The sequence below is a fragment of the Paraburkholderia sp. RAU2J genome (genome assembly GCF_003634845.1).
Taxonomy (GTDB): domain Bacteria; phylum Pseudomonadota; class Gammaproteobacteria; order Burkholderiales; family Burkholderiaceae; genus Paraburkholderia; species Paraburkholderia fynbosensis.
In genome coordinates, this window is sequence record NZ_RBXG01000002.1 from 1815884 (window position 1) to 1836875 (window position 20992).

The 20992-nt window shown below is 59.1% G+C and carries 13 protein-coding genes and 2 pseudogenes; 4 read left to right on the top strand and 11 right to left on the bottom strand.

Annotated features, from left to right (window positions below; genetic code table 11):
- Positions 1 to 9: 9 nt before the first annotated feature.
- Both B0G69_RS42075 and B0G69_RS25555 read right to left on the bottom strand, forming a co-directional pair.
- On the bottom strand, positions 10 to 237 hold the full coding sequence (locus tag B0G69_RS42075) for a hypothetical protein (protein ID WP_241991464.1): 228 nt from the start codon (positions 235 to 237) through the stop codon (positions 10 to 12).
- A 179-nt stretch (positions 238 to 416) separates the two neighbouring features.
- The gene (locus B0G69_RS25555; RefSeq protein WP_121322166.1) at positions 417 to 2789 is read right to left on the bottom strand and encodes a TonB-dependent receptor; all 2373 of its coding nucleotides are present in this window, start codon (positions 2787 to 2789) and stop codon (positions 417 to 419) included.
- A gap of 441 nt (positions 2790 to 3230) precedes the next feature.
- Between B0G69_RS25555 and B0G69_RS42080 the strand changes: the two are divergent.
- A pseudogene (locus B0G69_RS42080) lies at positions 3231 to 3365 on the top strand (two-component sensor histidine kinase); the annotation flags it as partial.
- A gap of 58 nt (positions 3366 to 3423) precedes the next feature.
- On the opposite strand, the gene B0G69_RS25565 reads toward B0G69_RS42080, so the two are convergent.
- The gene (locus B0G69_RS25565) at positions 3424 to 4176 is read right to left on the bottom strand and encodes an SDR family oxidoreductase (protein WP_121322168.1); all 753 of its coding nucleotides are present in this window, start codon (positions 4174 to 4176) and stop codon (positions 3424 to 3426) included.
- Positions 4177 to 4670: 494 nt separating this feature from the next.
- Between B0G69_RS25565 and B0G69_RS25570 the strand changes: the two are divergent.
- Positions 4671 to 4833, top strand: a pseudogene (locus tag B0G69_RS25570) (cupin domain-containing protein); the annotation flags it as partial.
- A gap of 378 nt (positions 4834 to 5211) precedes the next feature.
- Here the strand turns inward: B0G69_RS25570 and B0G69_RS25575 are convergent.
- The 3 genes from B0G69_RS25575 to B0G69_RS25585 form a co-directional block, all read right to left on the bottom strand.
- Positions 5212 to 6159 carry an FkbM family methyltransferase gene (locus B0G69_RS25575; RefSeq protein WP_121322170.1) on the bottom strand — a complete coding sequence of 316 codons (948 nt, stop codon included), beginning with the start codon at positions 6157 to 6159 and terminating at the stop codon, positions 5212 to 5214.
- Positions 6160 to 6912: 753 nt separating this feature from the next.
- Entirely contained in the window at positions 6913 to 8481 is a 1569-nt protein-coding gene (locus tag B0G69_RS25580; protein ID WP_121322172.1) for a hypothetical protein, read from the bottom strand.
- A gap of 1621 nt (positions 8482 to 10102) precedes the next feature.
- On the bottom strand, positions 10103 to 11524 hold the full coding sequence (locus B0G69_RS25585) for a UbiA family prenyltransferase (RefSeq protein WP_121322174.1): 1422 nt from the start codon (positions 11522 to 11524) through the stop codon (positions 10103 to 10105).
- Positions 11525 to 12222: 698 nt separating this feature from the next.
- On the opposite strand from B0G69_RS25585, the gene B0G69_RS25590 reads away from it, so the two are divergent.
- Together B0G69_RS25590 and B0G69_RS25595 are read left to right on the top strand one after the other, a co-directional pair.
- Positions 12223 to 13833, top strand: a complete 1611-nt coding sequence (locus B0G69_RS25590) for a hypothetical protein (protein ID WP_121322176.1) — start codon at positions 12223 to 12225, stop codon at positions 13831 to 13833.
- A 315-nt stretch (positions 13834 to 14148) separates the two neighbouring features.
- Positions 14149 to 14874 carry a DeoR/GlpR family DNA-binding transcription regulator gene (locus B0G69_RS25595; RefSeq protein WP_121322178.1) on the top strand — a complete coding sequence of 242 codons (726 nt, stop codon included), beginning with the start codon at positions 14149 to 14151 and terminating at the stop codon, positions 14872 to 14874.
- Positions 14875 to 14974: 100 nt separating this feature from the next.
- Here the strand turns inward: B0G69_RS25595 and B0G69_RS25600 are convergent, their stop codons facing one another.
- The 5 genes from B0G69_RS25600 to rbsK form a co-directional block, all read right to left on the bottom strand.
- Positions 14975 to 16033: an ABC transporter permease gene (locus B0G69_RS25600; protein WP_121322180.1), complete on the bottom strand. Its 1059-nt coding sequence runs from the start codon at positions 16031 to 16033 to the stop codon at positions 14975 to 14977.
- A 15-nt stretch (positions 16034 to 16048) separates the two neighbouring features.
- Entirely contained in the window at positions 16049 to 17605 is a 1557-nt protein-coding gene (locus B0G69_RS25605; protein ID WP_121322182.1) for a sugar ABC transporter ATP-binding protein, read from the bottom strand.
- A gap of 90 nt (positions 17606 to 17695) precedes the next feature.
- On the bottom strand, positions 17696 to 18700 hold the full coding sequence (locus tag B0G69_RS25610; protein ID WP_121322184.1) for an autoinducer 2 ABC transporter substrate-binding protein: 1005 nt from the start codon (positions 18698 to 18700) through the stop codon (positions 17696 to 17698).
- Between the two features lie 112 nt (positions 18701 to 18812).
- Positions 18813 to 19844, bottom strand: a complete 1032-nt coding sequence (locus tag B0G69_RS25615) for an ABC transporter permease (protein WP_121322186.1) — start codon at positions 19842 to 19844, stop codon at positions 18813 to 18815.
- A gap of 34 nt (positions 19845 to 19878) precedes the next feature.
- On the bottom strand, positions 19879 to 20841 hold the full coding sequence (rbsK, locus tag B0G69_RS25620; RefSeq protein ID WP_121322188.1) for a ribokinase: 963 nt from the start codon (positions 20839 to 20841) through the stop codon (positions 19879 to 19881).
- Positions 20842 to 20992: the final 151 nt, after the last annotated feature.

Sequence of the window (20992 nt, forward strand, 5' to 3'; positions counted from 1 at the left end):
TCGCCCGCTCTATGTGTGGTCACGCAGTGCGGCGAGGTCGACCCGAACCCGCCGCACGCAGATTCCTTTTTTAAGTCCCGGGTCGATTCCGGCCTCCTCGACAGTCCGATAGCGGTCGCCGCTGATAAACCGCTCGACGATCTGCCTTCGCAACGCGGCCAGCTTCTCCTTCGCGAGGCCTTTATCCATCACGAAGAAAACGTCCGCCTGGTTGAGTGCGTTGATCGCCCGCTTCAATTCCGATGATCAGGAGCTTTTCATCACGCGAACTCGCGGCTGGTTCGGCGACCGTCTGAGCCTTCGTGAGATCGATCTGGGTCCGCCATGTTTGGACTGTGGCGAGCTCGACCTTATGTCGGAGTCCTCGGGCAGCCTCACATGGCCGTGACTTCGTTCAGGCACTTGCCAATGTCCGGTCAATCCCAAGCGTACCGCAGTCCCACCCAGAAGCCGCGCGGTGCACCCAGACCAAGGAACTGCTCGTTGCTGATTCCGCCCGGATCGAAGGTATGGTTCGGCCCATTGAAGAAGTTCTGCCCGAGAATCGCGAAAGACGCATAGCGCTTGTTCAGCAGGTTCTGGATCGAACCGAACACCTGGAAACGCTTCGTCACGTTGAAGGTCGTGTCGAGATCGATCAGGAAGTAGCCGGCTACCGTGCCGTTCACATCCTGGTTGTTCTCGTCGCCGCGCGCGAAGATGTTGCTGCGGTAAGTCAGATTGGCGCCGATGTTCCAGCGCGCCATGGCGGCATAGTCGAGCCGGAGTTTGACCATGTTCTGTGGAATGCCGGGGATGCGGTCGCCGGAATGCACGGTGATGTTGCCGTCACCGTCGGCGCTCGAATTGCTGCCGCTGCTCTCGGTCCACGTCGAACGGTAGGTCGCGTTCACGTAGCTGTAGCTGGCGCTCACACCAAGCGGCCCCCACTTTGTACGTCCCGCTATTTCGAATCCCTGCCGGCGCGTCTTGCCCACGTTCTGGAAGTAGCCGAGTGTACTTGCTGCGCCCTCGCTGCTGATGAACTGGATGTCGTCATCCAGTGTCGTGCTGAACGCAGCGGCGCTCCACGACGAGTTGCTGCCGATACGGCCGCGCGCTCCGATCTCGAACGTCTTCGATATGACCGGCTTCAGCGACGGGTCGGCAATGAAGTCGTTTGGCAGCGAACACGGCGCGGCCGGGTCCGCGCAGGCAAGCTCGATCGATGTCGGCGTCCTCATGCCCTCGTTATAGGTGACGTACGCGGTGAAGTATGGAGTCGGGTTCCAGTTGATGCCGACCGCCGGGTTGAAGCGTGAGAACGTGTGCCGGCTGTCGAGCAGCGGCTGAATACCGCTTTCGTCCGCGATCGTCGCGCGGGCCCAGTTATAGCGTCCCGCCACGAGCATGGACCATTGGTCGTTGAACGAGAACGTATCGCTGAAATAGATACCGTAGTTTTCGTTGCGTGTCTTCGCGTCGGTCTGCTGCACGAACGGCCCGTCGCCGACGGTTGCGCGCGTGTCGGTGAAAAAAGCGTCCTGCGCCGACTGCGCGAAGTGCGTGTTAGAGAGATCCGCAGCAGCGCCGATGATGAACTCGTTCTTCTTGCCGAACAGTTTCTGCAGTAACGTCAGCTGCAAACTCGCGCCGTAACTATCGGTGACGATATCCGACTGCGCATTGGTAGCCGGCGGTTCGTCGGGATCATCGACGTCGAAATCGTCGTTGACGTTGCTGCTCGTATTGACGTTCCTGTAGTGCCGATAGTACGCGTTGCCGCTCAACTGGATGTCCGGCGTGAAATAGTGCGAGCCGTTGATGGTCACGTAGCCGAGCTGGTTTTCATTCGTGTCCGGAAACGTGTACGCCTGCGTCCAATTGTTTAGAAACGATCGCGGAATGGTCTGGCTGCCGTTCAACGTGTTGTCTGCGCCGCCAGCCGACACGGAGATCGTCGTTGACGAATCCATGTAGCGCAGCTTGCCGAACGCCTGGCGCAAACGGCTCGAGTTGTGGTCGGCCCAGCCGTCGTCATTGGTGGCGTTGGCGGTGAAGTAGTAGTCGAGATTGGTATTGCCGATGACGCCGCCCTGCTGGATCTGCGCAAGCTTGCGGCCCCACGAGCCGAGCTGGACTTCCGCTTCGCCGCCGGGGTTCGATTTGCCGTTCTTGGTCGTTACCGCCACTGCGCCACCGAGGGTATTCAGGCCGAAGGTCGGATTGGAGCCTGGAATCACCTGGATCGTGTCGATCGCCGCCTGCGGAATCAGGTCCCAGTTCACGACGTCGCCGAACGGCTCGTTGATCCGCACGCCGTCCAGAAAGACGGATAGCCCTTGTGGTGTGCCTAGTACTGGCGAAGCAGTAAAGCCCCGATAGTTGACATCGACTTGCCACGGGTTGCCCTGCGCCTCGTTGAGATCGAAGCTCTGCAGATTGTTCGCGAAGTAATCAACCAGCGTATGCGAATTCTGCGCGACGAGATCCCGTCCCCGAATCGTCTGCACGTTGGCCGGCACGAGTTGCAGCGGCGTGCCGACGCCAACGAGCGGTGTCGTACCCACCACGACGATATCGGGAAGCTGGACTGCCTGCTGCGACGGCGGCCCGTTTTGCGTCGTTTGCTGCGACGGCTTTTCAGCGGTGCTTTCCGGCGAGCCCTCTGTTTGCGTGGCAGGAACAGATTCGGTTTGAGCCGATGCACCTGCCGCCAATGCCGCCAGCACGGCGGCCACGGAGAGTCGCAATGCGACCCGGGGTTTTAGCTCCTGCAGGCCCAACGGTTTGTATAGCTTGCTTGTCATCGTTGCCGTCTCCCGTCTGTCGTTGCTGGTTTTTATTGGCGAGTTGTCGCGCGGCGTGGAGCAGAAGGTTGCGACGGAAACTGATTGGGCGCGCTGGCGGCCACTCCATGGCTGAAAGCGTCGCACGAAAGCACTTGCGTGAGCGCGGGAAATACTCCCGAAACTTTCAGGAAGCCTTCCTGAACCTTTGGTGCGTACACCAGCGCATGATGCGATCGGTAGAACTGCTTCGATATCAGCCGGTGCAATCGCGCTGCAGTCAGGGACCTGTGAAATTGATTCGTCCAACCGTGCCACGGTCGTCCCAGGTTCGCCCCCCTTAGGCGTGGCGGGACGTCATGTGCATGGTGGCCCTGAGCATGGTCGCCGAGGTGCTGTGCTCAGCCTTTGGCGTCGGCGAGCACATGCATCGCTGGACATACACTGACGGGCACTTCCGAAGAGCGCGCAAGCCTCGTCTATCAGCAGATCCGCGGAATGATTCATCGGCTGCGCCCGATCGGTTTTGATGAGTTCGGCTTGCCAGGTGCACATGAACATTGCGAGCACGGATCGCGTGAGCGTTTGCCGAACGCGCCGTCACAGTCTCTGGACCGGCTGCTTGATACGGTCAGGCATTGTCCTGCCTCGTCACTCAACGCTTTTTAACCTGTTCGAACCATTGTTCGAGGCTGAGGTGGCCGATCCGAGCGTCGCCGAGCGGCACGAGCGACTGCTCCTCAACACGGCCACCGTAGTACCGCGCCTCGCGATCCGTCACCACCGGGCGCGCGTCGCCTATCGATTTCAGATAACGCGTGATGATCTCCGCGAAAGGCGCGCGGTCTGGGCCGGCGATGTCGACCGTGCCGTTCAGCGGCGCAGCAAGCGCGGTCTGCGTGAGGATCGCCGCGACATCGTCCGCGGCGATTGGCTGAAACAGGCCGTTGCCGATGCGCACCGTGCCGCCGTCCGTGTTGAAATCCGCGATATCGCCGATGAACTCCATGAACTGAGTCGCGCGCACGATCGTGTACGGCACGCCCGCCGCTTTAATGCCCTCTTCCTGCGCAACCTTGGCAACAAAATACGCGTTCTCCGGCGTGCGGTCGCAGCCGACGATTGATAGCGCGACGTGATGGCGCACCCCTGCTGCCACTTCGGCCTTGCCGAGGTTGCGCGCCGAGGTGCGGAAGAAGTCGAGCACCGCCTGCGGCTCCCATGACGGCGCGTTCGCCACATCTACGACGACGTCCGCGTCCATGAGCGCGCTGCTCAGGCCCTCGCCCGTTACAGCATTCACACCGGTACGCGGTGAAGCAGCGAGCGCCTCATGGCCCGCCGCGCCAAGTAGGGCGACCACACGCGAGCCGATCAGGCCGGAGCCACCGATAACGACGATCTTCATGGCAAATTCTCCAGATGAAAACAAATGAGCGCGCGGCGCGCCTGGCGGGGGCTACATCGCGTGAATCTGTTTGCCGCCGTCGCATCGCGTAAGGCTATTGTGGAAGAATCATGCTCTATCGAAAAGCAACAAGAATTCACGAACCAACTAGCTCAAATGGTTTCGCGCTCTCCTTGGTTCGCTAGATCGCCATGACCCCAGGATCGCGCTCGCCACAGGCATTTGCGTTTCGGTGATTGCGTAGCCGCGCTACGCGGCCTCGCCCTGCAACTGATCACGGGGCGTGGCGCGATGGAAAGCCGGACAGTACCTCCTCGTCCACGACGGGTTCAACCGATGCGCGGCGCGGCGGCACGCTTGTATCGCCGTCGCTGCCGGCATCGGGTGATGGGTTCGTCGCGTGCAACGTTTGCGGGACTCGCAGGGGAGGCAGAGCAGTGATAGAACCGGCACACTGGAGGTAGCATCATCATCTCAATCGTGCCGGCTTGGCCAAGCAGGCCGAAGTGATGCATTTTCTGGCGGGCTTCGGATCGTTCATGCCGGACGGCGATGACACGATCCACTTTGCCGGCGGCCGATACGTTGTTCCTCGAAGCGAATACCGAAGGACCGTGGCAGGTGAACGGAACAATGCGGAAAATCTACGTGATCTTCCAGCCGACGAAGCAACGAGTTCATGACGCTCGCGCGTGCCATCGGCAGCGTTCGCGCCATCCACTTGTCTCTTCCTGCAGGTAGCTCGCTATATGACGAAGCGGCTGATTTTTTGGTCCGCTACCGCCCCGCCATGGCTCACTGCAACGGTGCCCGCAAGCGGCGGTGACGCCACCGAGGTGCAGCGTGCCGACTGCCCTGCCCCGACGAGTTCCGGCGCATGACGTCCCATGGCCTTCCCTATCCCACTCGTCGATCGCCGCGCGCAGGAACCGATTGAAAGCCGAGGCGTGGCTCAATCGGTAGCGTACGTCACGCGCCAAATTAAAGCGGTGTGCGGCTCATCCTGACGGGGTTCAACGACAAGTCAACAGTTCGTCACACGTGAAGAAGATTTTGGAAGCGCGGAGGTACCGCTATAAGCATCGAATAGTTCCCCGGTGGAACGGAATCGGAGGTCACCACTTTATGCGTACGTCCGGCGAACATTTCCATGAAGTTGAAAATGCGGCGGACAAATGTGTTTCGTGACACAGTGCCGCTTTGATGCCAACAAAATTTGTATCCCAGATCTCTCAACATTGAAATCGATTCCGAATCACCTTCTTCGAAATCACTTTCATGCTGCTCCAATACGATCAGTGGCCAGTGCGTTGTTATAGTGCGTAAGCTGCCCCGCAGTACCTTGGGCTCGAAACCCTCGACATCCATTTTGATGAAGCAGAGCTTCTTGTCCTGGTAGTCGAGATTATCAAGCCTGTCGACCTGCACATCGATGCAATTCACGTTGGCATCGGCCTCGATCTGGTCCGTGACGATGACCGACTCGCCCATGTTATCGGGCACCTCTGACAACTTGAATGTTCCTTTCTCGTCCCCAAGACCAATGTTGAATGCTTCGATTTTCTTCCGGAAACTGACATTGAACTGGAGTAAATAAAAAGTCGAAGGGTCCGGCTCGAAGCAATGCACCTCATCGAATATTCTCGAGAAGTACAGACTATGATTTCCGATATTGGCACCGATGTCTAACCCGATGCCCGCGCGGAAAACGTCATGCAACGGTTCGAGGAAACTGAACAGAACGTCAAGTTCCTCCTGCTCGTAGACTCCGAAAACATGGATAAATCCGCCGATATGCTCATTCGCGAATACGGCCATCTTGTGGCCTCTTGCGCGCAGATGCTTCTCCGCGAGCCCATTAAGTCTATGAAACGATAACCGGTCGACTATGTAGCTCAACTTCCTGGTGCTAACACGCTTCGCCAAAATTCTTTTCGAAAAGATCGGCTGGCTAGAAGGCATGGTTTGGGAATCGATATCCATCTGTAGCTCCAGATAGAGATGCCAGGGCGTCCACGTTACCCTGCAAACTCTGCATGTCACACGCCTTCGCCTCGATATCCGCGCGTTGCGCCGACGGTACTCGGGCAAGCCTCGTCACACACCAATCGTAGTGGTTCATTTAGAAAAATGAATGTTAGGCGCCGGTTCGATGAACGAGGCATCTGCGGCGCAAAGTGGGGCGATACAGTCGCAAAACGTTGAATAACAGTCGATTCCGGCCAGCGCTTCTTGACTCGATACCCGTATCGCGACGGGACACGCCTCCTACTCTCGAGACAAGGCGAGGCGACCACTCAGCATCGGAAGCGTTGCCCCGCGAGCCTCGGTCTTACGTCATCCGATCAGAAGCGATAGCCCTCGACCGACAAAGATGCTCATCCGCGCGAAGTCAGTCGAAGGACGCAAGGAACGTGGTGCCGTATTCGCCTGCGATAGGCGCGGTGTTCGTGTGTCCCGCCGATGGTCCTACGCGAGCCGGGTCAATAAGGGTACGATCGAAGGGGCAGCCTGAACGCTTGACCCGCGGATGAACATCCGTGCCACGATGCCGGCCCGTGGCAACAGGCGCACCGGGAAAGCAGAGGAAATGTGTGACGCGCGTCGTTACGTAAGAACGCGGTTTTGGGGGCTTGGGGAACGTAGAGATGCGAACCTGACCTCTTCGCTGAGCGAAGAGCTCAGGTTCGTTTTGCAGCTGGTGCTAGCAGCATTGAAACGCCAATTGCCTTGCGTTTAATTGTCCGGGTGGGCGGACGCGAAAGCAGTGAACGCACTGTAAGGCTGGCTGATCGGCGAGCCGTTGTTCATGATGCCGTAGGTGTTGTCGCCACTGTCGAGCACGTAATACATCACCGACTGGATGTTATGCGATTTGCGCGCCGCATAGAACTCGCTGAGTTGCGACGTGATGTAGCTCGCGCGGGAGGTCTCGGTCTCCGAAGGACCCGTGTTCCATTCAGTGATCATGAACGGCACGCCATAGCGGGCCTTGCAATACGTTGGCAGGTCGAACGTCGGACCCTTACCGTCGCTACCAATGGCGAAGATGTCGCCGTAGGCCGCGTAGTTGTGCCACGTGGTAATGTCCCAGCGCAACGGCTGATGGCCGCTGGTGCCGTCGGGTTGCATCCCTTCCCACAGCGCGTCCGCCGCGCCAATGTCCGCCACGCAGAAGTTGATACCGCATTTGGCCGATGGCTGAACCGACTTGACGCCGTCCATCATGCCGCGCATCGCACCGCGCATGATCGGCCAGTTGGTGTTGTTGAAGTCCACGGCCAACGCACCTGCGTACGAGAAATCGATGACAGTGGCGTTCTGGCGCGTTAGTTCGTTGCCGCATTCGTACATCGTCACGCCATACGGCGCCAATGCTGCGGCAACCTTCTTCGCACCCGCCATGTTGTCTTGATAGGCTGCGACTTCGTTCGGGTAGAGCTGGCCGCTGGCATTTGTAACGCCCTGATTAATCAGAACGAGCAGCTTGAGGCCAGCACTCTGGAAAGCCTGCGCGATCTTGACCACAGCGTTGATCTGGTTCTGATCTCTCGTGCACCCCACGCGATACGACGTGCAGCCCATGCCCTTGAGGAGCGATACGAGCTGAGTTGGTGTGTAGGTGTAGTCATAGTGTCCGTTGACACCGTAGAACATGCCAGCAGCAGGCGCCGCTGCGATGCGCGGGTCGGATGCGGGCAGCCATTGGGCTGCCACGCTGCGCACGTCCACGTTCACATAGAACTGGCCGCCCGTGCCGCGAAGCCAGACTTTGCCGCCGTACCAGAGGACTAAGGACACGTTATACGTGTTGCCCACAGTCGCGCCGTTGCGGTAAACCACGCCATTCACGAGCGTCCAGACCGTGTTCAGCCTGTCGATAATGTAGGGCGAAGCGGGCAGCGTGGTACCTTCCGCCGATGTGCCTCCCATACGCGGGTCGAGGCATGCTATCCACCCCGAACCGTTCCACGAATAGAACTGGCCGCCGCTGCCCTTGCAATAAACGGTGGTGCCGTAATAAATGATGAGTGTTACGTTGGAGGTATTCCCGGCTTTCGCGCCGTTTCTGTATACCGCGCCACCCGATAGCGTCCAGACAGCGCCGGAGCTGTCGGTGATCGAGCTTGCCGAAGGGATGGTGGTACCGCTTGCGGAAGCGGCGGCATGTGCTTTGGCGTCGGCAACGGCCGATCCAGTGCTGTTGCCGCTATCGTCCCCGCCACCGCCGCCGCACGCGCTCAACAGGTAGCTTCCTCCGATAGCCGCAAGGCCGCTGATGAATTGACGTCGTTTTTTTAGCATGGCAAATAATTCCACTGTCGAGAAAATTCTCGATAAAGAAACCCCAAAAATCTATTTATGGCGCTTCGAGTAAGTAGATACGCGCGCCAATCCGGCCGCGGGCTAATTAGTAGTGCTGATAAACGAGCAATTATTTTTGCTTCGTCTACATACCGCAGTGCTGTAAATCACATGAAATAATCGTGTGGTAAAGCGAATTCTTTTTGACAGGCATACATCCCGGACTAATGGAGCACTCGTTTGTGCGCCATTATTTTGTTTATCACCCACAAAAAGAAGATGATCGGAGGACCGCTGAACTTCGCGCGTCGCAGGCACAGCAAACGTTTCACCGCATGCCCGAGCAACCCGTTTGATTCGGTAACTTCTGCAAGGATTCGTTGCTGCTGCTGTCTTCCAGCCCCACTCCGCATGCGCCAATAAGATGGCTTCCACCCAGAGGCCTTAGACGATCCATAGGTGGATGTCTTTTTTTCACCGAGAATAGTGCTGTCGAGAAATCCCACAATAAAAGCCCAAATGTCAGTTCTGTGGCGCTGTTAATAATTAAAGCCGCAGACGCGGGGACGAATCAACTAGGACTCCTCAGCAGCGTGTTTCGGCCCATCCCGCACGGCGTTGATACGTGCACTGCAAATCCAGCGTCATGCGACGCCAAGGTCTATGAATCTGCCCGGTCAGGCTTGCTACTCCATGAACCAAGCCATGTTTCAACGCCGCTTGCGGAGACCGCCGCAAACGTTTCACCGAAGAAACGTACGTCGAGACCGTGGGCAAAAAATTCGTGCTTCAGGCGCCAGCGGCGTAAATAATACCCATTTCACGCGGACACTTAAAGGAAATTTAGCTAATGTCAGACATAAAGCATGATCCTCCCCGCCATTTTTGCGAGTCGCGAACATCCTTGCTTTCTTCGGTTGATTAAGGGATTTCCCTGCTTAATTTGATGGGACTCGACCCTTTTATAATCATCTCGAGTAAGTTATCTGCGACGAGATGCGTAGGTCTTGTCGCGCACGAGGCGACAGCTATCGCCTGCCCCTTTCGGCCGAGAACTTCAGCACTTCGTCTTGAACGGCCTTTAGTTTATTTCGTTCGTCGATCACGCGAAATGCTCTTTTCGGGGGGGGCACCGTATCGATACCCGCGGAGACCATAACTTCTGCAATCTCGCGCGAGCCCGACCGTGCATTCAGCGAGCGGTTATTGCGCATCCGCCAAGCTTCATCGTGAATGCGTAAAGAGTTCGGAGTAGGCTGAGCCCCACATCATGGCGCATTGCGTGTTATGGGCTCAGCGCTATCTCATCGCTATACCCCTCGACGGAAACCGAGTTGTGTTAGGTGGGTACTGGTGACTGGCGCCTCGGGGGGGCTTTCTGGGGGGGCGAGTGCGTCAAGCAATTCGAAGCGGGCGCTTACGAAATGAGCACCATTGGCAAAGCCGGATCGGTTGATCTGAGCGGGATCTTGCGAACTCGCGATTCAACGCTTCTCTGTCGGAAGTCGACGTCGTGATCAATTGCGACATAGTTCAATACGCGACGAGGGACATTCCTCCTTTTTTAGAAAGTCGTTTTTCAAACGTAACGGTATGATGCACCTCCACGCCGGATGTGCCTTCACGTTGCGGCGATCACAGTCAAGACGCACAACATGATGATCAACAGGCTCCCCCGATTTTTGATTGCGAAGACGATCGGGTCGTCATTCATCTTTCCCCGGAACGCGATCATCCAGACGCGGCTGATCCAATACAGGAGCAGGCAAAATAGAACCCAAAGCCTGTGAGGATGACGATACAGCACGGTTACATCGCTCGAATTCATATAGAGCGCAAGCACGAGCACCGCAACGTAGCCCGCCGCCGTCCCGAACGAGCGCACGATGCTCATGTCGTCCGCCAGATAGCCTCGCCCTGCTGCCGATGTCTTGCCGTCTCGCTGGATCTTGTCCAGTTCCGTATAGCGCTTGACCATCGCCAGACTAAGGAAAATCATCAGGGAGAACATGATCAACCAGTCGGACAGCACAATATTGCCGGCCGCACCGCCCGCAACGATACGCGCCGTATAGAGCGCCGCGAGCACGAATACGTCGATCAACACTATCCGCTTCAGACGAAAGGAATAGGCGAGTGTTATCACCACGTAGCCCGTCAGCACGAGCTGGAACGCAGGCGTTAACATGATTGCAAGGCTGGCGGACGCAGAGAGCAGCACCAGCATCAATATAATGCCTGCTAGAAGAGGCAGCTTACCTGACGCAAACGGACGATCGCGCTTTCGGACATGCCGCCTGTCCGCATCGAGATCGAGCATATCGTTCAACAGGTATACCGACGACGCGCAAAAGCAGAACGAAAGGAATGCGATTCCCATGTCGACCAGAGTATCGACTTGAGTAAAACGATGGGAAGCAAGTAGTGGCAAAAAGATCAACAGATTCTTCACCCATTGATAAACCCGCATTTCCTTGAGCGCGAGCCGTATGAACGGGCGCGATTCTTCAAAGAAAACAGTCGTCTGATTCACCTTCCTCGCCGCCGCCTCAATGCTCTTGCTTCCGACGACAATCGCTTGTCGGGCCAGCGTCCACACGGGTATATCGGCGCGTGCATTGCCGCAGTAGTCGAAACCTTGTATGCCGAACGTGGCGGACAAGGTTTGCGCCTTGTGCGAGCCGGAAAGATTGCGCGACGCATCGCTCGCCATCACGCCTTTAAAAAAGCCGAAGTGCGAAGCGACCTGCTCGGCGTACCGGTGATCACCGGCGGTGCATAGATAGAGATCGCGGCCGTGAGACCGTTCCTGCCTTAGGAAATCAACCAGGCGCGCGTTGTATGGAAGCAATGACACATCGATCGCCACGCGAGCGGCGATCTCGGCCTTCAAGTGCCCCTTGCCGCGCAGTAGCCAAATTATGCAAAGGAAAACGTAGAGGGGATTCTGTTTGATCAATATAAGGAACGATTCGATCAAAACGTCGCTGTGCGTCAGTGTGCCGTCCAGATCGACGCAAAGGGGGACAGTTGCACCAGCCATCAGTAGCCTCGAGGAGTTGCCGACGTAACTTCACGCCATGCGCAGGCGCGCCCTCGGTCGCCAAGCTGCAAGCAGCCCTGACGCACGACCTCGAGGTCATGCGGTGCGACGCGTCATCTTCAACCTAGCACACGAATTCTTCACGGCGAAGTCCCTTGGGTGTTCAGTGGCGCAGGGAGCGGAGGTCGTGACCGATTTCGCCTAAAAAAATGCGCGTCAATGCTAACTAATGCCCGTACGATGCAGATCCGTTTCTCTGGAGACAGGATTTAGTCCTCTTGTGTATTCGCGTCCCGTCCGACACAAAAGCGCGCTACCATGGTTCCAGATTTTTTGACCGCAAACGGCACAATGTGTGGGAACAATTGTGCTCGACAGGGCCGCGTATTCGATATTGACTGGCCGCTTTCTGCTGCGGATTGCAGGCCCGGCTCAACCAATCCCGCTTGTGGCAGAGCGTGCGATTTCCCAATGATTCGCACGCTATGTTTTTCGGAAGTCTCCTCTGCCGCACGGCGTCAATATGAAAGTCTGCTGATTGTCCAGGGTTCTGGCTTCCAGAGCCGATCACAGAGCAGTAGAAGTGCGTCTTGCAGTAGCGGCCTCGAATCTGGGTGTCACTCATTGCACCGGAGGTCCACAGGACACTCTCAGTTGGCGAGAGTACGGCGTCCCCTTCAACAGCAAAAAGGCCATTCATGTTGACATCGATGAGAAATGCCTTTGAACGGATTCGTTGGACCCAATTTTCCGATCACGTCGTTGTATTCGTGTTTGCTTCGTCGCTTTATGCCGCAGTGCTGTACAACGCGGGCTTCCATACGCCATTCTTGCGGGCTCTGCTCGGGTTGGTCATTCTGCTGGCAATCGGGTTCTATGGATACCTATCCCGTGCCGAATGGCGCACGGCGATTCTGGCGATAGCGTTTGTAGCCGTCGTGTTAGTTTCCTATGGATTCCTGCGTGAGTTCAGTTACGATGGTTTGAATTACCATGGCGCTGTGGCCCTTGCGCTGGATCAACAAACCACCGGGGTAATCGGAGCGCACGAAATTAGCGGCATGTTCTGGGCGGAGCACTACCCGAAGGCGTTTGAATTCTTCGCATACACCGCCCACGTCCTGACTACACGCTTTAACAGCGGCAAGTCCTTCACCTTGTTGCTTAGCGTTCCCACATTGGTTTGCTTAGCGCAGGTATTCCGAAGCGCTGGACACTCGGGTAGAACCGCGCTCGCCGCGGCGGTCGTGTGCGTCTACAATCCGGTCGCGTTAGGGCAGATAACAACGCTATATGTCGATGCGGCGCATTATTACTGCTGGACCATCTTCTCAGTCAATCTTCTCTTCGCGGTCTGGAAAAGACCGTACTCCGCTGTCCAGTTAGGCGCGTCACTTGTACTTCTCATTGGTTCGAAGATGACTGGCCCAGTGTTCGCCGGCATTTCCATACTGGTGATTTTCGCTGCGGCGCTTGTCGCGCAAACCAGGCATGGTTTTCTGCGAAGTCATCGAAAGGTATTCGGGCAACTTGCAGTCTGGTCGGTCGTCGCTGTTCTGATCGTCGGCTACTCGCCTTACATGCAGAATGTTCTCGCCGGCAAGCACGTCTTCTATCCGATTCTTGGCAAGGAGAAGTTAGATATCTTGAGCCGTCAGGCGTCCCCGCATTTTCTAAGCATGAATCCGTTGCACAGACTCGTTCTGTCCTATTTCTCCCTGCCCAGTAACTGTACTTATTGCGCGGGAGCGGAGCCGACATTCGTACCGTCGAAGGAACATCTGCGCGCCGCGTTCGTCGCGCTCCATACGGCAGATACACGCTTCTCCGGATTTGGTCCGTTCTTTGGGGCGATGCTGGTACTTGGCGTGATCGCTATGTTCGGAAGAAAGAAGGACGCGAACATCGTGAAGATCTATTTGCTGACGACGCTGGTGATCGTTCTGCTGCATCCTCAATCCTGGTGGGCACGGTACGTTCCCATGCTTTACGCGGCTCCGCTTCTGGCTGCCGCTGGTTTCTCCAATAGCCGTCGGATCTTCTACGCAATAATCGCTCTAGGGCTGCTGAACTCTTTGCTGGCGGCGGCAAGTGTCGCAGGCTACATCATGTTGAAACAGGCTCACTATATAAACGCCGTGGCCTCGGTTCATGACATGTGCGAGCAACGCCCACTTACCTTGCCTCCTTCCATCATGAACTGGCAGTTCGATCTGCGAGACGACAATTTCCATATGACCAGGAACGGCGCGCCTCCAGAGGCTGAATGCGCCGTCAATTTTGACCAGTTGATGATAATGAAGAAATAGAAGTTTGCTAGGTCGCGGCGCACCGCACCCTCCGCGTCGTGCGCTTCGGTGAACATCAAGGACTCCCTCGATGAGGCCGGCGGCGGTCTATCAGCCTCGGGCGGGCCGTGCGTGTCCGGGCGAACTGGTACAGATCGACCGCGGCATGACGGTTGGTCTGACCTGCTCCGGACGCAAGATCCGAGGTTTGGCGCTGCCGCAGCAAAAATCCGTGAACACCTTCAAGCCACTCGCCCCACACCCCACCTCTTGTTATAATCCTTTCACCAAATCGAACAAAACATAACGCTCCTCACACCGCGCGACAGGATCACCATGCTGAAACCCGATCGTCTCCGCGCCCTCGCCGATGCGCTGGCCAGGCAAAACGTGATGCGCTTGCGCGATGCCGCGAGCCTGCTGGGCGTGTCGGAGATGACTGTCCGGCGCGACATCGCAGCGAGTCCGGAACAATTCACGTATCTCGGCGGGTATATCCTCAGCGCGACGGACGTACCGAACAACGCCGGCTATTCACTCGAAGAAGAGAAAGACCACTTCGCGCAGGCCAAAGCCGAAGCCTCCGCGATTGCGGCGGGACTCGTCGTCGATCATGAAACGATCTTTATCGATTGCGGCACCACACTGACCACGCTTGCCCGGCTGATTCCGCTCGAGCGTCATGTCACGGTGGTGTGCTATTCGTTGAACGTCGCGGAAATTTTGCGGCGCAAGCCCAACGTGCGAATGATCCTGCTGGGCGGCGTCTACGTGCCGTCGTCGGATTCGTTCGCGGGTGAAGAAAGTCTCGAGATGCTACGCCGCATGGGGATCAACAAGGCCTTCATTTCCGCGGGCGGTGTGGACACCGCGCGCGGCGTCACGTGCTGGAATTTTCATGAAGTCGCGCTCAAGCAGGCGGCCATGGCCAGCGCGGTGGAAAGTCATCTGGTAGTGGACCAGAGCAAGTTCGGCGTAGTCAAAGCCGTGCGCTTTTCGCAAGTCGACGACTTCGACTCCATCATCACCGAAAAAGGCCAGACGCTCCGCAAACGCAAATAAGCCCGCTTGCCGCGCGTTCCGGAGCACAATGGAGCGCAATGGAGGGCGATGACGTGCAAGGAAGCACGCCACGCGGTCACTCTGCGAACAGCAACTGCGTTCAACCCTTGCGTTGCAACGCGAAGAGCGTGCCCGCGATCAGAATGAAGGCGCCGATAATCACCTTCTGCCAGGTGCTCGGCACGCCGACCAGAATCAGCACGCTGTTGATCAGCGTGACGAGCACCACACCGAGCAACGTGCCCGCCACCGTCCCCGTCCCGCCCGTAATACGCGCTCCGCCGAGGATGACCGCGGCGATCACATCGAGCTCCGAGCCCACGAGGTCGAACGGATTCGCGAGCCGGTTGTTCGACACATGCAGAATGCCCGCGATGCCCGCGAGCATCCCCGTATAGCCGAACACGAACAGATGGATCGCGCGCAGGTTGTAGCCGAGCCGCTCGGCGATAGCCAGACTGCCGCCCATCGCATAGACGCCCCGCCCCATCATCGTCCGGTTCAGCAGCCACCATGTGACGACCGCGGCCGCCAGCAGCGCTAGCACCGACACGGGCAGCACCGCGCGCAAACCATCGCTCGTGTGATAGAAAAACAGCGGAATACGGCCGAAGCGATCCATGCTGTGCGGAATGTTCATGAAGAACGACGTGCCGATAAAGGTCAGCAGCAGCCCGCGAAACAGATACTGCGTGCCGATCGTGACGATCAGCGAAGGCGCCTTTAGCCGGTGCACCAGCAAGCCGTTGACGATGCCGAGCACCACGCCTCCCAACGCGCCGGCGATGAGGATCAGCGCAAACGGCGCGTCGGGCCACCACGCGAAGACTGCCTTGGTGATGCCGTACATCGTCAGCGCGGCAATCGCGGTGAACGAGACATCGATGCCGCCGGACGCGAGCACGACGAGCGTGCCGAGCGCGAACAGCGACATGGTGGTGGCCGAATGCAGCAGATCGAATAGCGTCGCGAACTGGAAAAAGCGCGGGTTGATCGCACCGACAATCAGGCACGTCACCGCGATCAACGCGACGGTAAACCATTCCGGATTGCGCGCGAGCTTCGCCCGCAAGCTGGGCGGCTTGACCTCGGGTGCGACTTCGACAATGATCGGCGTGGTCATGGTCTGCTTCATGCGCGAATCGATGCGCGAGTTCATGGGTAGGAACGTCCTTTATGCGGCTTCTGAAAGCAACGCGTGATACAGGTCGGCTTCGCTCAGCGTGTCGGCCTGATATTCGCTCGCCACGCGGCCCTTCTTCATCATCAGAATGCGATCGCAGTTCTGCAGCAGTTCAGGCAGGTCGTCGCTGATGAGGATGATGCCGATGCCGCGTTGCGAGAGGCGCTGCATGATGCGGTAAATGATGTCCTTCGACCCGACGTCGACGCCGACAGTCGGCCCATGCAGGATCAACACATGCGGATCGATCGCAAGCCAGCGGCCGATCAGCACGCGTTGCTGGTTGCCGCCCGAGAGCGACTGCACTGGCTTGTCGATATCGGGCGTCGCAATCTGGAGATCTTTCACCGTCTGTTGCGCGAGTGCTTGCGCGCGCGTGCGGTCGATCTGGCCGAAGCGGTCGCGCAAACTGGAGATCATCGCGGTGATGACGTTGTCGCGGATCGGCTTGTCGAGAAAGAGCCCCTCGTTCAGCCGGTCTTCCGGCACATAGCCGATGCGATGATTTTTCGCATCCGACGGTGTGCGCAAGCGGATGCTTTTCCCATCCAGCCTCACCTGCCCCGACTGCGCGGGCGCCACACCCGCGAGGGCGCGCGCGAGTTCGTTGCGCCCCGAATCGAGCAGACCGGTGACGCCGAGAATTTCGCCGCCGTGCAGCGCGAACGACACATCGCTGAACTGGCCGGCGCGCGTGTAACCCTGCACTTCGAGCACGACGTCCTGCCCAATCGCACCTTCACGATAGCGCTCGTTCGACAAATGGCGTCCCGTCATCAGTTCGCTGATCTGCGCTTTGGTGAATTGCGCAATGGGCCCTTGCGCCATTTTCTGGCCGTCGCGCAGCACGATCACTTCACCGCCGATCGCGTAACACTCGTCGAGCTTGTGGCTCACGAACAGCACGGTGACTCCCTGCGCGCGCAGATTGGCGAGGACGGCGATCAGGTTGTCGACTTCCTTTTGCGTGAGCGACGTGGTGGGCTCGTCCATGATGACGAACTTCGCCTCGCTGGCGATCGCGCGGGCGATCGCCACGAGTTGCCGCGTGGCGAGCGGCAGTTGCTCGATGAGCGTCGCCTGAAACCCGGCATCGCCGGGCAGGCCGACCGCTTCGAGCGCGCGCGCGGCCGTGCGCGCCAGCTCGCGCCGGTCGAACGTGCGGGCGAGCCGGCCCGCGTGCGTCGCCAGCTCCGCGGTGAGCGCGACGTTCTCCGCCACGTTCATATTGGGCAGCAGCGAGAGGTCCTGATAGACGGTCTCGATTCCCGCCGCGAGCGATTCGAGTGCGGAAAGACGCGCGTGGCGCACGCCTTCGATGATCAGTTCGCCTTCGTCAGGCGGTTGCGCGCCGGAAATGATCTTGATGAGGGTGCTTTTGCCGCAGCCGTTTTCGCCGAGAAGATGGTAAATCTGCCCGCGCTCGAACGACAGGCTCACCCCGCGCAACGCATGCACGCCGGTGAAGCGCTTATGCACGCCCACGACTTGCAGAAACGGCTGAGACGCGTGGGCTTGCGGCTGCGGTGACGATATGTCCTGGTTCATGATGGCGAGTGGTGAGTTAAGGCGTGTCCGGGTGGACACGCCTCGAAGGAAGTCCCCCGAGCGATCAGGGGACGCCGTGGCCGTGGCACATCAGAACGGATACTGCTTGTAATTCGACTTGTCGACGTTCACCCAGCCTTGCCCGCGCACGATGATGCCCTTGCCCGGCCCCTTTGCGACCGTCACCTTCGTGTAGCCTGGAATGCCGAGATCGGCGCCGTTCTCGACCGTTTTTCCGTCGATCAACATTTGCGCGACCTTGTTCATCGCAATGCCGGCGAGCTTCGGATCCCAGAACGCGATGCCGTCGACGGCGCCGCTTTCGAGGAATTTGCCCGCTTCCGTGGGCAGGCCCGTCCCGTATACGCAGATCTTGCCCTGCATGCCGGCTTCTTCGACCGCCCGGCCGATACCGATCACGTCGAGCGAGGACGAACCCTGGAAGCCCTTCAGGTCCGGATGCTTGCGCAGCACTTCCTTCGCGACTTCATAAGCGCGCTCGCCGTCGTTATTGGTTTCGAGTTTCGGTTCGACCAGGTTCATCTTCGGATACTTGGCCTTGGCGTTGCCGATGCCGCCATCGGCCCATTGGACCTGCGAGCGGCTGCCGAGCGAACCGACCAGCACGGCCCACTTGCCGTCGTCGTGCATGCACGACGCGAGCCGTTCGTTCAGGCCGGCGCCATAGGCGGTGTTGTCGAATGCCTCGATGTCGACCATAGTGTTCTTCGCGTTGTCCGCCTCGTGCGTCACCACCTTGATGCCGCGATCCATCGCTTTCTTCAGCGCGGGTTCGAGCGTCGGCGGGTCGTAGGGCACGACGGCGATCGCCGTGACCTTCTTGGCGATCAGGTCTTCGATGATCTTCAGCTGCTGCGCCGCATCCGCACGGCCGGGACCGGTCTGATAGGCGGTCACGCCGGGGTTGTCCTTCGCGAATTGCTTGACGCCGTCGTCCATCCGGTTGAACCAGTTGATGCCGGTCACCTTGACGACCGTGACGATCGTCTCGTTGGTGGCAGCCTGCGCCGCGGCGATCACGCCTACCGTCAGCGCGCCTGCCGCGAGCGCGGCGCCCAGTCGAGTCAATTTCATGCGATGTCTCCTTTATCGTTCGATGTCGCCCCACTCCACCGTCACGGACAATCAGGGCTCGTTGTCCGTCGCGTACTGAAACCTCGGTGATGCTGCGCGTCCGGATAGCGCACTAACGTTTCGGGGCAGCGCCCGAGCCGCCGCCGAAGCCGAAGATCGCCCGCACCCGCTCGCCACCCGCAAACGCGAGCGACAGCAACAACAGAAACCCCCACGCGCAATCGCCGAAAAACTGCGACACGCCCATCAGATTGAACAGGCTCGACAGAAACTGCAGCACCGTCGCGGCGAAAAACACGCAGATGATGCGGCCATGACCGCCCGCGGGATTCACGCCGCCCATCACTGCAATCAGGATCGCGATCAACAGATAGGAATTGCCGTAGTCCCATTTCGCGCTGGACGTATGCGTCACGCTGATCAACCCGGCCAGCGACGCGAGTACGCCGCACATCGTGTAAGTGATGATCAGCATCCGCGCGCGCGGAATGCCCGCATAGAACGCCGCTTTGGGATTCGTGCCCATCAGATAGAGACGCAGGCCGAACGGGCTGCGTTTGAGCAACCAGCCCAATACGATGAGCGCCGCGATGAAGATGCAGAAGGCGATCGGCACCTGAAACACGGTACCGTTGCCGATATTCGACAACGGATCGACATAGTCGACATGCACCGAGGCGCCGTTGCTGAGCACCACCGCAAAGCCCGTGAACAGCAACTGCGTGCCGAGTGTGCAGAGAATCGGCGTGAGCCGCAGCCACGCGATGACCACGCCGTTCAGCAGCCCGCCGAGCAGCCCCATCGTCACGACGATCACGCAGAACAGTGCCGTGTAGAGCGCGGGCGAGTCGTCGCCATTGAGAAAACGCGGCACGACCAGCGCGGCGACCATGCCTGAGAGGTTCGCGAGTCCGACGCCGGACAGGTCGATGCCGCCGTTGCCCGACACCATCGACAGCATGATGCCGAGTGCGAGCAGGCCGAGTTCGGGCAACTGGCCGCCCATCGACTGCAGGTTGTCGATATCGATGAATTGCCCGCGCGAGAGCCACGTCGCGACCAGCATGACGAGCACATTGACGATCAGCAGAAAATTCAACTGCCGGTCGCCGAACAGTTTTCCAGCGGTGAACAAGGACTTCATGGTGACGACGATCTCCTTGAATCTTCGCAAACGGTCAGGATGACTGGGACAGGTCCGCCGGCTGGTTCAATACGCGCTTGACTTCATCGAGCTTCGGCATGGAAGGCGCCGTGCCCGGACGCGTCACCGAGATGCCCGCAAGCGCGCAACCGAATCGCATTGCGGCGATCGCGTCGTCGCCGCGCGCGAGCGCCGCTGCGAAGCCGCCTGTGAAGCCGTCGCCGGCACCCGCGGTTTCCACCACGCGGCCACAGTGGTAGGCCGGCACGAGGACCGATCGAGTCGCCGAGTGCAGCAGCGCGCCGGCCTCGCCGAGCGTCACGATCGCCGCGCCGACACCTTTGGCGAGCAGCACGTCGGCGGCCCGGCGCGCGTCGTCGGCGTTCGCGATCGGCACGCCGGTGAGCGCGGTGGCTTCGGTTTCGTTCGGGGTAATGTAGTCGCACAGCGGGAAGATGTCGTCGTCGAGCGACATCGCGGGCGCCGGATTGAACACGGTGATCACGCCATGGCGGCGCGCCACTTCGAGCCCGCGGCGCGCGGCGGGGAGCGGCTGTTCGAGCTGCGTGACGAACACGCTCGCGGCGGCGATGTCCGCTTCGATCGCGTCGACATCGGCGGCATTCATGGTGCCGGCCGCGCCGGACGCGACGATGATCGCGTTCATGCCGGTGGTGTCGTCCACGAAAATATGCGCCGCGCCCGTGGACACGCCGTCGATCACCGAGGCGCGCGCCGTGATGCCTTCCCTCGCCCACGTCGCGCGCGCAATCTCACCGAACGCGTCGTTGCCGATGCGGGTGCAGAACACCACCTCGGCGCCCGCGCGCGCAGCCGCCACGGCCTGATTCGAGCCCTTGCCGCCCGGTCCCATCGCGAACGCCGTGCCCACGATCGTTTCGCCGATCACGGGCATGCGGGCGGCGCGAAACGTCAGGTCGGTGACGTAGATCCCGAGAATGACGACGCGTCCGTTCCTGCGCGAAGACGTGTTCATTCGTGTTCCTCCCGGGCGGCTTCGTTCAGGGAGGTTTCATTCGATGCCCGGCGTGCTCGTAGCACGTCGGCATTCAACTGCAGATCCAGATTCTTCAGCACGTTGTCTCCTCCATTTTCTGGTTGGCGTGCGTGTTGTTGATCCGTTCGGT